Origin of the sequence: Paraburkholderia sp. GAS206C, from assembly GCF_050435645.1 — a bacterium.
Classification (GTDB): domain Bacteria; phylum Pseudomonadota; class Gammaproteobacteria; order Burkholderiales; family Burkholderiaceae; genus Paraburkholderia; species Paraburkholderia phenazinium_B.
In genome coordinates, this window is record NZ_JBNDKR010000007.1 from 366,061 (window position 1) to 379,854 (window position 13,794).

The 13,794-nt window shown below is 60.0% G+C and carries 14 protein-coding genes; 8 read left to right on the plus strand and 6 right to left on the minus strand.

Annotated features, from left to right (window positions below; translation table 11 throughout):
* The first annotated feature begins 1 nt into the window (after position 1).
* Both P3T20_RS21360 and P3T20_RS21365 read left to right on the plus strand, forming a co-directional pair.
* Entirely contained in the window at positions 2-352 is a 351-nt protein-coding gene (locus P3T20_RS21360; RefSeq protein WP_429287728.1) for a response regulator, read from the plus strand.
* 84 nt (positions 353-436) lie between these two features.
* A complete protein-coding gene (locus P3T20_RS21365) occupies positions 437-961 on the plus strand; it encodes a response regulator (RefSeq protein ID WP_429287729.1) in 525 nt (174 codons plus the stop codon).
* A 302-nt stretch (positions 962-1,263) separates the two neighbouring features.
* Here P3T20_RS21365 and P3T20_RS21370 read toward each other — a convergent pair whose 3' ends face one another.
* The 5 genes from P3T20_RS21370 to P3T20_RS21390 form a co-directional block, all read right to left on the minus strand.
* Entirely contained in the window at positions 1,264-2,004 is a 741-nt protein-coding gene (locus P3T20_RS21370; protein WP_429287730.1) for an SDR family NAD(P)-dependent oxidoreductase, read from the minus strand.
* Positions 2,005-2,456: 452 nt separating this feature from the next.
* Positions 2,457-3,761, minus strand: a complete 1,305-nt coding sequence (locus P3T20_RS21375; RefSeq protein WP_429287731.1) for an MFS transporter — start codon at positions 3,759-3,761, stop codon at positions 2,457-2,459.
* Positions 3,762-3,787: 26 nt separating this feature from the next.
* Positions 3,788-4,549 carry an enoyl-CoA hydratase gene (locus P3T20_RS21380; RefSeq protein ID WP_429287732.1) on the minus strand — a complete coding sequence of 254 codons (762 nt, stop codon included), beginning with the start codon at positions 4,547-4,549 and terminating at the stop codon, positions 3,788-3,790.
* Positions 4,546-5,712, minus strand: a complete 1,167-nt coding sequence (locus P3T20_RS21385) for a CaiB/BaiF CoA transferase family protein (RefSeq protein WP_429287733.1) — start codon at positions 5,710-5,712, stop codon at positions 4,546-4,548. The genes P3T20_RS21380 and P3T20_RS21385 overlap by 4 nt, the downstream gene beginning before the upstream one ends.
* Before the next feature lie 268 nt (positions 5,713-5,980).
* Positions 5,981-6,871, minus strand: coding sequence for a LysR family transcriptional regulator (locus tag P3T20_RS21390; RefSeq protein WP_429287819.1), 891 nt, complete (start codon positions 6,869-6,871; stop codon positions 5,981-5,983).
* A 233-nt stretch (positions 6,872-7,104) separates the two neighbouring features.
* Here P3T20_RS21390 and P3T20_RS21395 point away from each other — a divergent pair, with 233 nt between their 5' ends.
* From P3T20_RS21395 to P3T20_RS21410, 4 genes are all read left to right on the plus strand, one after another.
* Complete coding sequence (locus P3T20_RS21395; RefSeq protein WP_429287734.1) at positions 7,105-8,010, plus strand: LysR family transcriptional regulator; 906 nt, start codon at positions 7,105-7,107, stop codon at positions 8,008-8,010.
* Positions 8,011-8,156: 146 nt separating this feature from the next.
* The gene (locus P3T20_RS21400) at positions 8,157-9,500 is read left to right on the plus strand and encodes an MFS transporter (RefSeq protein WP_429287820.1); all 1,344 of its coding nucleotides are present in this window, start codon (positions 8,157-8,159) and stop codon (positions 9,498-9,500) included.
* A 7-nt stretch (positions 9,501-9,507) separates the two neighbouring features.
* Positions 9,508-10,530 (plus strand): amidohydrolase family protein, encoded by a 1,023-nt coding sequence (locus tag P3T20_RS21405; protein ID WP_429287735.1) that lies wholly within the window; start codon positions 9,508-9,510, stop codon positions 10,528-10,530.
* Between the two features lie 12 nt (positions 10,531-10,542).
* Complete coding sequence (locus tag P3T20_RS21410) at positions 10,543-11,214, plus strand: RraA family protein (RefSeq protein ID WP_429287736.1); 672 nt, start codon at positions 10,543-10,545, stop codon at positions 11,212-11,214.
* Positions 11,215-11,338: 124 nt separating this feature from the next.
* Here P3T20_RS21410 and P3T20_RS21415 read toward each other — a convergent pair whose 3' ends face one another.
* Positions 11,339-12,271, minus strand: a complete 933-nt coding sequence (locus P3T20_RS21415; RefSeq protein WP_429287737.1) for an HAD family hydrolase — start codon at positions 12,269-12,271, stop codon at positions 11,339-11,341.
* Here P3T20_RS21415 and P3T20_RS21420 point away from each other — a divergent pair.
* Positions 12,270-12,413, plus strand: coding sequence for a hypothetical protein (locus P3T20_RS21420; protein WP_429287738.1), 144 nt, complete (start codon positions 12,270-12,272; stop codon positions 12,411-12,413). The genes P3T20_RS21415 and P3T20_RS21420 overlap by 2 nt on opposite strands.
* Before the next feature lie 575 nt (positions 12,414-12,988).
* Complete coding sequence (locus P3T20_RS21425) at positions 12,989-13,783, plus strand: hypothetical protein (RefSeq protein WP_074262899.1); 795 nt, start codon at positions 12,989-12,991, stop codon at positions 13,781-13,783.
* Positions 13,784-13,794: the final 11 nt, after the last annotated feature.

The window sequence follows — 13,794 nt, forward strand, 5'->3', positions numbered from 1 at the left end:
CATGAAAACGATCATGGTCGTGGATGATGAGTTCGATCTTCTGACTATCTGGAGCCTGCTGCTCGAACAGGTCGGCTATGCCGTCGTGACAGCGCCCGACGGTGCGGTCGCGCTTGAGCTGATCCGCAAGGCCCGGCCGGACCTCATTCTCAGTGACTGCATGATGCCAGTCATGTCCGGCCCAGAGCTATGCGCTGCCCTCTTCGCAGATCCGGACCTGCAGTCAATCCCGATAATCCTTTGCAGCGCAGCCGTTGACATACCGCGACAGCCCAATCCCGTGATCGCCTATTGCCGCAAGCCTCTCTCACTCGACATGCTGCTTCCGATCATCGAGAAAATGCTGCCTTGAGCCTGGGCCCCTGGCGAGGGCATGAATTGGTCGATTGATCGCTCGCGACTCCACCACATGCCGAGCGTCCCAAAGTAAGCACCTATGTTTGCACGCGTCTCGCATAAAGATACTCGCGAGAAGACAAACAAACGCTGTGGCGTCGAGCGCTCTTTGGGACCGTTTCTTGCGCAACGTGGCGGCAGCGAAAAACGAAAACTGACCAATCGGTGGCCACAGATGTACTCTATCTTGCTCGTGGATGATGAGCCGCAGCTTCTCACCGTCTGGTCCCTGATCCTTGTCAACGAAGGATACAGGGTGACTTGCGCGAGCAATGGCATCGAGGCGCTCGAATGCCTGAAACACGACGTGCCCGACCTCATTGTCACCGACTGGATAATGCCATTGATGGACGGGCTGACCCTAAGCCGCGCGATTCGGGCTCGACCCGATCTCGCACATATCCCGATTCTCGGACAGTCAGCCACGCCACCACCGGATTTTCTCCAGCCCGGCTGGGATCTCTGCTTAAAGAAGCCAGTGGCCGTGGCGCTCTTTCTTACAACCGTTAGCGACTTGTGCACGCGCCCTCTAACGGATCCCGACGGTGCAGACGAAAGCCTGTAAAAAAACGCCCGCCTCAAGGACGGGCAATTCCATATCAGCAGGCGATATGGAGAGGAGACAAGGCTACGATAGTCGCGGCATTCGCGGATTGCAACTCTCCAAAAAAGCGCCAGCTGCTGCGGAATGTGAAGCGCCGTAGCCCACCTATTTCGGCCCGTCAGCTCGCCGGGAGCGGAGGGGAGGTTTTTAGGGGCTGCGGCCGTTGGCTCAATCAGGTCGGATGGCGTTCGGACGGCTAAGGTGATCGGGGTTGCTAGGCAGTTCCGCGTCTTCGAATTCGTGCGGCGAACATATACCCCACCTCAAGCATTCATCCCACCATCAACCGTGAGATTCGTCCCGGTAACGTACGACCCCTCCGGGCCAGCAACGAACGCCACCATCGCAGCAATCTCCTCTGCACGCCCATATCGATCAAGCGCCGTGGCAGCCTTCTGCGGCACAGCCCAATCGCCCGAAGCGGGATTCAGGTCCGTATCGATCGGCCCCGGCTGAACGTTGTTGACCGTAATACCCCGGCCCCCAACCTCTCTAGAAAGCGCCTGAGTGAACATCCTGACAGCCGCTTTGGTAGCCGCGTAAGGCACCAACCCCGGCGTAATAGCCCGCTCGCCCACCGCTGAACCGATCATGATGATGCGGCCACCGTCACTCAAACGCTTCAGCGCAGCCTTGGTCGTAGCGAATACGCCGCGGATGTTGATGTCGATCACTTTATCCATCTCCTCCAGCGTCGTGTCTTCGAACGTTTTCGGAATGGCCGTGCCGGCATTGTTCACCAGCACATCAAGCCGACCGAAGGTCGCAAAGGTCTTTTCAACCGCAGCCTCGACAGCGTTAACATCAGCAGCGTCGGCCTGAATCGCAATAGCCTTCCCGCCGTTGAGTTCAATCTCTTTGACCACGGCCGAAGCCGCGTTCGCGTCCTTCGCGTATGTGAGGGCCACGCTCGCCCCATCCGCGGCGAGGCGTTTCGCAATTGCCGCACCAATACCGCGTGAACCGCCGGTAACGAGGGCCACTTTGTGAGCTAAGTTAGACATGTCATTTCCTAAGGAGTCCGTACGCGACTCATCGCGTCACTGATTCGGTTGACGATTCATTGCCCGTTATCTTTGCCCGGAGCACTTTTAGAACGAGTACCTTCCTGGCTCCGCACCATCGCAGAGATCGACGAAAACCACCTTCGTACGCTTTGAACGTCGACGGCAGTACGGCATTCGTCTGCGAGGGTTCCAGCAATCAGGCAAAGAGCTTTGTAGCGCCACCTTTAACCGGTGGCCGTGCAAGGACTATAGGTTTCCGCAGAAGGCGCAACAAAGACCTTGTGGGCAGGGGGACATGCCTTTCAGGCATAGCAGGAGCGGGCGATATCCGTGATAGACAGCCGCGAGACAGGCGCAAGCGCTCAGAACCCGACAGTGTTTTTTTAAGTCCTTTCAGCGTATGCAGGGTTCAGCCAAACAAGGCGGCGACTCACATCGCCCCCCTCTCATTACTCATCCACGAGCGGCAGCGCAGCACGTCTCCCCACTCGCCCCGCGTTCCTGCGCTGCGCCCCAAACACCACCCCCGGCCTCATAAAAAACGTCATCCCCACCCCACAAACCATCACTCCGATAGAAAGCAAAAAAGTCACATCCCAACTCCCCAACCGGTCAACCAGATACCCCGCCACAACCGGACTAACAATCGCCGCTGTGAACCCCGTCCCACTCATAATCCCGCTCGCTGTCCCAGACCGGTCATAAGCGATATCCATCGGCACGGCCCACATAGGCCCGATATTCATCTCATTGAAGAACATCGCCGCAGCGAGAAAAACCAGCGAATACATCGGATCATGTATCAGCAGCACGGGCAGCAACGACAACCCCGTCAACGACATACAAACCGCAACCATATAACTGCGCGCCAGCTTCAAATTCCCAGTACGCCTTAGCAACCGGTCGCTGACCAACCCGCCCACGAGATCCCCAAACACCCCCGCAACGAACACCCCGGAAGTGAACAGCACCGCCTTCTTGATGTTGAGATGGAAGCTATGCATGAAGTAAAGCGGCATCCAGTCGAGCATCAACCAGAGAATCCAGTTGTAGCAAAAGTAGACCCCAGATACCGGCAGCAAGCGCCGATATAACCGCAACCAAGTCCCTGGTACTTCCGCGGGCCGAACCGTCGGCGGCGGCAAGCTGCTAATTTCCTCCGCAGTAATCCGCGGATGATCCCCAGGCTTCTCGGTATAAGTCACATACCAAAGCACCAACCACCCAGCGCTAAGCGCACCGAGCAGATAAAACGAAAACCTCCAGTTAAACGCGGTCATCAACGCGAGCACGAGCATCGGCGCCACCGCGTTCCCTAACCGCGCCGACGAGTGAGTAATCCCTTGAGCCAACCCGCGTCTGTCGCGCGTCACCCACGAAGCCATCGCACTCGTAGACGCCGGAAACGTAGCCCCTTCGCCGAGCCCCAACAGCAACCGCGCCGCAACAAGCGTCCCGAACCCACTCGCCAATCCGGTCAGCGTTGTCGCCACAGCCCAGATCAAAGCGCAGGCGATCAACGTCCGCTTGGCCCCAAACCGATCGCTAACCCACCCGCCGATAAACTGAAACACCACATACGGATACGCAAACGCCGAAAAGACAAAACCCAACTGCGTATTGCTCAGCCCCAGTTCAGACTTGAACTGCCCGGCAGCGGTACTTATGTTGACGCGGTCGACGTAGGTGATGAAGTACATCAGGCACAGCATCACAAGGACGGTGGTGGTCGCCTTGAGCTGGAATCGTTTCATGTCGGTCTCCTCACGTTTCCGTGTCGTTATTTCTTTGAGCCCGAGGTGAAAGCGACCACGGCGTCCCTGAAGCGGGCGCTGCCGTAAACCTCTTCGATCAGGTCTTCATCATCGAGCCGTTGTTCGACGACAATGCGCCGCAGGCTCTCCTTAACCGCTTTCTGCGTGACCGGCGACAACGCGATCAGCCGCTCCGCTAACGCATGCGCAGCGTTGCCCAGTTCATCCTGGCCGCAAACGTCATAGACATACCCGCACGCCAGGGCTTCCTCAGCTGAGAGATAGTCGGCGAGCATCAACATCTTCTTGACCCTGGGCACGCCGAAAGCCGCGTGCAACCGCGCAATGTTGCGCGACGACAGCGTGTTGGAAAGCGTCTTGGCGATAGGCGCGCCAAACCGTGAGGCACTGCTGCACAAGCGAAAATCGCAAGCCGTCGCTAGCGCGAGGCCGCCCCCAACGGCCCATCCATCGATCACAGCAACCGTAGGGACCGCGATACGCTCCACCGCATCGATGACCCGCTCGACGAGCGCCTCATAAGCGACGCCATCGCGTCCATCGCGGAAGTCCTTGAAGTACGAGATATCGGTGCCCGAAATAAACGACTTGCCACCCGCGCCGCGGAACAGAATGCAGCGGACCGCACCGTCGCTTTCGCACTGGCTGACCAACGCCAGCAGCGATTCATACATCGCGATCGTCATCGCGTTATGTCGTTCAGGCCGGTCAATCACAATCTCAGCCGCCCCCGACTCATGGACGGTCAATCTGACGGGTTCGTTCATGGCTTGGTCCCGTTGATTTCGGCGTAGATCTCGTCGTTGTGCTCGCCTAGCAGCGGCGGATGACGACGCACCGTCTGTGGCGTGCCGAGCATCTTGACGGCAAACCCGATGTTCTTGACCTTGCCTTCGTTCGGATGATCGATCTCCATGCACATGCGGCGATGCGCGGCGTGCTCGCTCTCGAACGCCTCTGGATAAGACAGAATTGGCCCCGCCGGAATACCGGCGGCGAGCATGACGTCGACCCACTCCGCGCTGTCGCGCTTGCCGAATTCCTGCTCCAGCGCTTCGATCAACGCCTCGCGATTCTTCAATCGTAACGAAACGCTCGCATAGTCAGGATGACTGACAAGATCAGGGCGCTCCAGTAACTCGCACAGCTTCTTCCACAGTTTCTGGTTGGTCGCGCCCATCACGAAGTAGTCGTCGCGTGCCTTCACCGCCTGATAGGGGGCGCTCATCTTGTTGCTGGTGCCGAGCGGGGTCGGCGGCACACCGGTGCCCCAGTATTCCGACATGTCCCAGATCGAGAACGCCATCACCGAATCGAACAGCGAGGCGTCGATATGCTGTCCCACGCCCGTCTTCTGGGCGCCTATGTAGGCTGAAAGCACCCCGTACACAGCAAACAATGCACAGCCGATGTCCGCCACCGGCACGCCGGCTTTAACCGGCTTTTCACCCTTGTAGCCGGTCACGCTCATCACGCCCGACATGGCCTGCGCCATCAAATCGAAACCCGGTCGCGATGCCCACGGTCCGCTCTGACCGAAGCCTGAAATGCTGGCGTACACGATCTTGGGATTGATCTCCCTGATCGACTCGTAGTCGATGCGCAGCCGCTGCACGACACCTGGCCGGTAGTTTTCGACGATCACGTCGGCGGTCTTGGCAAGCTCGTAGAAGAACTCACGCCCTTCGTCGCTCTTGAGGTCCAGTGTCAGCGAACGCTTGTTGCGGTTCATATTCAGGAAGCCCATGCTGTCGGGCCCTTTCATCTTGAAGCCCATCGCGCCGCGCGTCTGGTCGCCTTCGAGGGGTTCCACCTTGATCACGTCAGCGCCCATGTCCGCGAGCAGCATGCAGGAAAACGGTCCCGCCATGACCTGGCTGACGTCCAGCACGCGGATGCCTTGCAGCGGTAGATGCGTCGATTGCGTCATCTCATGTTTCCTCGGAAAAAATGTTCAATGGAGGCACGGTGTTAAAGCCGCGCGAAGCAGCAACCCGGCGGCACGCATAGCGCCAGCCACAGCTGCAACAAGGGATCAGAAAGAGGTTTTGGCAGCGGCGATAGCCGCAATGAGGACGCGCAATGGCATCTCGTCTCCAGGTAGTCGTTATGCGATCACTGTCGCCTACCGGGGGAGCCGCCGCAAGGACGAGGGAATCATGTCTGGTTTCGCGCCTCGCGAAACCGGGGAGGTGGCACTACGCCGGTTTGCGAAGAAGTTCGCCCACGACGTTGTGCAGGGTTTGCTGTTGCGCATGCCCTTCGAGACAGGACAGAACGTAGTTGCGCTGATGCCAGTCGCCGACAAGTTCCACCGACGCCAGCGCCTCTTCAGGATGAAAACTGCGCAATACGTCAGGCGGCATTAACCCCACGCCGAGCCCATTGCGCACAAGCGCCAGCATCGTGTCGAAGCCGGTGACGGTGAAATTGTTGGGAAACTCGCGCCCGCGGCTGCGATACGCGCGCTGCACGGCGGACAACACAGCGGACCCCTTGCCGAGGCTCACAACGGGCAAATCGAGAAACTCGTCGATGCCAACCGGCGCGTCAGGAAACCGGAAATGCGCGCGGCTATAGACCAGAACCAGCCGGTCCTCCCGGTACGGAAATTTCGGCAGATCCAGGAACCCGCTTTTGTTCTCGTAGATCCCCACGTCGATCACCTTGTCGCGCAGCAGCTGTTGCACGATCTTGCTGTTCTCTTCGACAACCTTCAGTGAGATGCGCGGGAATTTGCGCTGGATCGCAGCAATCTCACGAGCAAGAAACTGGATGACGACCGCCTTGGGCGCGCCGATGATAATGCGTCCGTCGAGCCCTTCGTTGAGTGCCCCTGCATCGCCTTCAAGTCGGTCGATGAGGTTGTCGATCTGCCGGATGTAGTCCAGCAGCTTGGTACCAGACTCGGTGATCTCAACGCCATGCGGCACGCGCTGGAACAGTTTGATGCCCAGTTGCGCCTCGAGATCCGACACGCGCCGGGACGCAGCAGCCACCGCAAGGCTGAGTTTGTCGGCGGCCCGGGAAATGCTGCCTTCATCCGCGATGGCCAGAATCAGCCGGACTGTCGTCGTGTCGAATTTCACTGTTGTCAAAGTTGCTGAAGCGGTTCGGCCCTGTTCAGCCGTGACCGCAGGTATAGGACGTCGCAGAGTAGCATTTTGCAAGAGGGCGGTGATTTGAACTCCGCTCTGGGCATAGCGGCCCAAACCGTTCAAGAGCCGCTATGCCAAGCTGGGCCAGAATCATCCGCCCGTTGCGCGGTGCACCATTCACCCGCGTTCGTGGGCCGGACCAACCGGACAGGAATACCTACGCCATGAATCTCCGAGCCCTGCAATATTTTGTCGTCCTCGCGGAGGAGTTGAATTTCAGCCGGGCGGCGGAGCGACTGCATGTGGCACAGCCCGCGCTGAGCCAGCAGATTCGCAGCCTCGAGGAACGACTGGGCGCGCAGCTCGTCGACCGGGGCAGCCGGCCGTTACGTCTGACCGAAGCCGGCAGCTATCTATGCACCGAGGCGCGGCAGATCCTCGCATCCTGTGAGCAGGTCGCGCTTGGCACTCGCGAAATTGGCCTTGGGTCGCGTGGCTGGCTCAGCATCGGCTTCACGCGTTCAACGATGTACAGCGTGCTTCCGCCTGCGCTGAAAGCGTTTCACCAGGCCTATCCCCAGGTCGAACTCAAGCTCTTCGAAATGCTGACCGAGGAGCAAGGCGACGCGCTGCGCGATCAGAGGATTCACATCGGAATTGGCAGACAGGCCACCGTGCTCCCCGGATGTACAACGTTACCGCTACTGCATGAGCGCGTAGTGGTCGCGCTTGCTCCCGAGCATCCGCTGGCCGCGTCAGAAACCGTGCGCATCGCCGATCTCGCCGACACCCCGCTGATCCTGTATCCGAAGTATCCGCACGCGCAATTCTCGCGATTCGTCGAATCGTTGTACCGCGACGCTGGCATTACGCCGCCGGTCGGCTATCGGGCGTACGAGATTCAGACGGCCATCGCGCTCGTTGCCGCAGGACTCGGCGTGACCTTTATCGGTGAATCCGTCGCGCGGCATGGCCGCTCCGACGTGGTCTATCGTCACCTGGACGGGCCGGTCTCGTCGCAGATCACCACGCTCACCGCACGCTTTCGCACGGACGATACCTCGCCGCATCTGCGCGCTTTCCTCGATTGCCTGCCCGAGTGCGACAGCAAGGAAAACGTCGAACTATAAGAAAAGACTTATACAAGAATAAGGAACACGTCTTGGACGCCCGTTGGCCCGGTTCCTTATGATGGGATTGGACTCGCGTCAAGGTAGTACTGTTGTTCGACCGACGCCTGAATAAACAGGCGCGCAGAAACATGATGGAGACGATGATGACCGATGCGATCGAAGCGGAGACCATGCGCAAAGTCTATAGGCGGCTGATGCCCCTATTGTTTGCGATGATGTTCTTCAACTACCTGGACCGGATCAATATCGGCTTCGCCGCGCTCGACATGAACAAGCAGTTGGGCTTTAGCCCGGCCGTGTTCGGTTTCGCCGGAAGCATCTTTTTCTTCGGCTACATGCTGCTCGAGGTTCCGAGCAACCTGCTGCTGCATCGCGTCGGCGCCCGTCGCTGGATAGCGCGCATTCTGCTGACCTGGGGCGCCGTAGCGGCCGCCACCGCATTTGTTTTCAACGACTCCAGCTTTTACATCCTGCGCTTCCTGCTGGGCGTGATGGAAGCGGGCTTTCTGCCCGGCGTGGCGGTGTATCTGACCAAGTGGTTTCCGGTGCGCTACCGGGCCCGGGCGGTGGGCGGATACATCATTGCCGGCTCGTTCTCTGCCGTGCTGGGCGGTCCCATCTCCACCACGCTGATGACCTACGGCAACGGCATCCTAGGGCTCAACGGCTGGCAGTGGATGTTCATTCTCGAGGGCGTGCCTGCCATGCTGCTCGGTCTGCTGACGCTGCGCATCATGACCGAGCGCCCGGCGGAGGCGGCGTGGCTCAGACCTGAACAGAAACAGTGGCTCGAATCCACGCTGGAAGCGGAGCGCGAAGCGCTCGGCGGACAGACGCATTTTTCCTTTCTGCGCGTGGCCGGGGATATCCGCGTCTGGAGTCTGGCATGCCTGTTCGGCTGCGCGCTCGTCGGAATTTACGGTCTGTTCCTGTGGTTGCCGCAGATCGTCAAAAGCCTCGGACACCTGAGCAATATCGAAGTCGGCTTTCTGTCTGCCGTCCCGCCGCTGCTTGGCGTGCTGGGCACCTTCCTCATTAGCCGTAGCTCCGATCGCACCGGCGACCGGAAGAAGCATCTGGCTTTCGTGTATGGAATGAGCGCGCTCGCCATCGCCGGCAGTGCCTATGCGCCGAACCCGGTGATTGCCTACGTGCTGCTTTGCGTAACCGGACTCTTCATTTACGCGGGTAATCCGCTGTTCTGGAGTCTCGCTTCGTCGTTCCGCTCCGGCGCTGCGGGCGCCGCGACGATCGCGCTGATCAACACCGTAGCGCAGGTCGGCGGCCTGGTCGGTCCGTGGAGCATTGGGCTCGTGCGAAACGCGACGGGCAAATTCGATCTCGCACTCCTGACGATTGCCGCGTTTCTCGTGATCGCCACGATCATCGCGTTGGTGATGCGCGTGACGCCGCGTGAAAGCGATCTGGATTCGGTGCCGCCCAGCGACACGCACCCCGAAAATCTCCCCATCAGCCGCAACACTTAAAACCGCAATGATCATCGATTGCCACGGCCATTACACCACCTCGCCGCCCGAGCACGAAGCATGGCGCGCCAAACAGATCGCAGCCTTGAAGGACGGCACGCCGGTGCCGCCCCGTCCGGTCATCACGGATGAACAGATTCGCGAGAGCATCGAGCGCGGACAGCTGCGCGTTCAGCGCGAACGTGGCACGGACCTCACCATCTTCTCGCCGCGCGCAGCCGGGATGGGCCACCATCTGGGCACGGAAGACGCGAATGCGCGCTGGTCGCAGGAATGCAACGACCTGATCCATCGCGTGTGCGGATTGTTTCCGCGCAACTTTGTCGGTGTCTGCCAGTTGCCGCAAGCGGTCGGTGCAGCGCCGGCGAATTGCATCGCCGAGTTGCGTCGGTGCGTGGAGGAACTGGGCTTTATCGGCTGCAACCTCAATCCCGATCCATCGGGTGGTCACTGGAACGGCTTACCGATGACCGACCGCTCGTGGTACCCGCTGTATGAAGCGATGGTTGAGCTCGAAGTGCCGGCGATGATTCACGTGTCGTCATCGTGCAACCCGAATTTTCATGCGACGGGCGCGCACTACATCAATGGCGATACCTCCGTCTTCATGCAGTTGCTGAGCGCCGATCTGTTCGCCGATTTCCCGACGCTGCGCTTCATTATCCCGCACGGCGGCGGCGCGGTTCCGTATCACTGGGGACGCTATCGCGGCCTTGCTCAGGACATGAAGCGGCCGCTTCTCACCGAATACCTGATGAAGAACGTGTTCTTCGACACGTGCGTCTATCACCAGCCAGGCGCCGAGCTTCTCGCCAAGGTGATTCCGGTCGGGAACATCCTGTTTGCCTCGGAGACGATCGGGGCAGTGCAGGGCATCGATCCCGAGACCGGTCACTACTACGACGACACGCGGCGCTATATCGACGCGATTCCGTGGCTCACGCCCGCGGACCGGCAACGTATCTTCGAGGACAACGCGCGCGCGGTGTATGGGCGCCTGTCCAGTCAACTCGAACGCCAGCTTTCCTGAAAGGAGACTACTGTGACGAACCCCATTGGATGGCACCACAACGAATCCGCGCCGCAAGCCAGTCCGCAGATTCTCGAGACGTTGCGCGGCCTGGCCGTTTCGCTGCTGAGCGACAACATGGCGCGCGCGAGCGGCACGGTCGGGCTGCAGCCCTATCACCGGCCCAGGCCGATGGCTGGAACCGCAGTGACGGTCCGCACGCGCGGTGGCGACAACCTCGCGATTCATCGCGCTTTCGATTTTTGCCGGCCGGGCGATGTGCTGGTGATCGACGGCGGCGGTGACCTCTCGCAGGCGCTGATGGGCGAGATCATGTCTAGCTTTGCCGAGAGCCTGGGGGTTCAAGGTCTGGTGATCGACGGTGCCATTCGCGACGTCGGCGCGCTTCGGCAGAGCGATTTCCCCGTGTATGCGCGTGGCGTGACACACCGCGGTCCGTACAAGAACGGGCCTGGTGAGATCAATGTGCCGGTGTCGGTGGGTGGCATGGTCGTGCATCCCGGCGACATCATCGTAGGAGATGAAGACGGTGTGCTGGCGATCCCCGTTGCCGAAGTCGAGGCGGTGATTGCCGGGGCGAAGAAGCAGGGGGAGAAGGAGGAGGCGGCCCTGCAATCTATCGCGAGAGGTGAGTTCGACCGCTCGTGGGTCGTTCCGCATGAAACGCGGATGATGGGCGGCTGAGCCTTGGAAAAACCGCCCGGCACGCGGCGCGGCGGCGGGCAGGTCAGGCCGCGTGCGCGCCGGTGCGTCACTGCGTACGGCACCGCGTAGGGTACGGCGCGTGGCGCCGCCCATCACCGTCCCTTCATTTACCCGTTGCCGCCGCGTCCGCATCGCCCTTGAACATGGTCCGCCAGTCGTCCTTCATATCGATCAGCAGCCAGCCCTTCACATTCGCTTCCTGCAGCCCCTTATCCAGCTTCCCGCTGCGTGCCGTCTGATCGTAGGCATATTCGCGCTGCGCGTCGGTGTGATGCAGCAGGGCCGCAAAACGCGGACCGTTGCCCGAGGTGGTCCATTCGAGCATCGGCAGGTCGCCGTCGGCATTGCCGAACGCCATTAGCGGCCGGCGCCCCATCACGGCCTGAATGGTCTGCGCTTTCATCGCACCGTCGTTGAGCGTATCGACCTGCGCGAGCCGGGTCAGTGTCGCCGTGCCGTTCGTCAGCCCGTACTGATAGCGAACCGTGCTGCCGATCACGTCTTCAGGCGGCACGCCGTACATGCTCTGCGAGATCGTGCGAACGAATTCGACGCTGTCGGCCGAGACGATGTACGTTCGGAAGCCGTTGGCTCGCAGGTAAGCGAGCAACTCGACCATCGGCTGATACGCGAGCGCTGTATAGGGCCGGTTGAAGCGCGGATCGCTCGCGCTGTCGAACCAGTCGTGCACCATCGAGGCGAAACTGTCCGTCGTCATACCCGCGTGGGTGGCAGCCAGCAGCTTCATCGCGCCGGCGTTGCCGCTGCTTGCTACCGGTTTCAGATTACCGCGCAGAATCGACCGGAACGGCTCCTGGCGTTTCCACTCAGGATGATGCGGCGCAAGCGTCTTCACCTGTTGCAAGGTGAAGACAAGTTGCACAGAGGCCGGCTGTTCGACCCAGAGCGTGCCGTCCAGATTGAACACTGCAATCCGCTCGGCGCGCGGCACGAAATCCTTCGATTCGGGCGTCGTCACGCGCGTGACGAAATCGATGATCGAACGCTCCGCCGGCGTATCGTTCCACGATGCCATGGTCGAATTGCTGGAAGGCGCGCGGGCGGGACGCGACCCTTGCGTCCCGCTCGGGTGGGGCGTGGTCGTGCACGCGCAGAGAACGACGACGGTCAAGCCGATCCAGGATCTGCGCATCAAGCCAATCATGAAAGCCTCGTGAGTATGTGATGTCGTGCGGCGCTTGATGCGCCGTTAGTCTTTTCGCGCCTACTAGATAGCACATCCAGCGCGTTTATTTAACGGTTTGCCACGTATTTTGCCGGCACCGGGTGGCGGTGGACACCTGCGCGTCAAGTTCAGACCCTGGTTCGCCGGCCCTGACCGGGTCACGACACGCTCCAGGAAAAATTGTTTTTATATTCGAATCAATTCCTTGAAATTGATGTCGCTATTTCAAAAGGAGATTTGTTTTGACCGTTTTAAGCATAATAAAAACTGGAAAGACAGGCTTTCGTTCGTGTTACAAATTTATTTCCATATTTTTTGAAAACGTTTGCTAGTATTTTTAGGCGATGACAGTGATCGACTAAAACTCCTGACATCTATTTTTGGCCCCCGCGAGACTCGCCCGGGGCGTGCTTTGGCTTTCAGGCTATTCCCCCACGCGCAAGTGAGAAGGGGTCATCAGCGCTTGATCCAGTATTAACCGATTACCCGATTTAATAGTCAGACTTCTATTTGCGTCATGCAAATGGATACGCTCGTTTGTCCATTGCCGTAAAGCCGGAAAATCCAATGACCACGAAGCGATGTCTTGCAGCGAGCACGGTGTTGTGGGCGGCGGCATTCTCGTCAGGCGCTTATGCGCAGGCTTCGGCAGACGACGCCAACAAGAGCAATAACCCGCTGAATCTGGCGCCCTCATTCAACATCCAGGACTACTACACCCCGAGCCTGTTCGGCGTCGGCGGCCACACCAACGACCTGCTGCTGCGGCCGACCGTTCCGGTGGGGCCGCTCGGACCGATCGGAGTGCCGGAGATTTTCCGCGCGACGGTGCCGATCAGCACGCGCCCGGACCCGACCGGCGGCTACAACACGGGCCTCGGCGACATCAACCTGTTCGACATTTTTCTGCTGTCGCAATCGGACGTGCAGATTGGCGTCGGTCCACTGATCACCGCGCCCACGGCCACCGACCCCAGTCTCGGCACCGGCAAGTGGCAGGGCGGTCTGGCAGCCGTCGCCGTCAATGCGACCCCCGCGCATCTGCTCGGCGCACTGGTTCAGTGGCAACACTCGTTTGCCGGTCAAAGCGGCCGGCCGACTACCCAGTCGCTTACTGCGCAGCCGTTCGCCATCTTCAACCTGCCCGGCGGCTGGTACATCCGTTCCACCGGTATCTGGAGCTTCGACCTGCAGCACGGCACGTACTACATCCCCGTCGGCCTTGGCGCGGGCAAGGCATGGAAGAGCGGTTCGACCATCTACAACGCGTTCATCGAACCGCAGTATTCCGTCGCCCATTCCGGTGCGGGCCTGCCGCAAGTGACGATTTTTGCCGGAATCAACCTGACGTTCGGCAAGTAGCCAACCCCCTC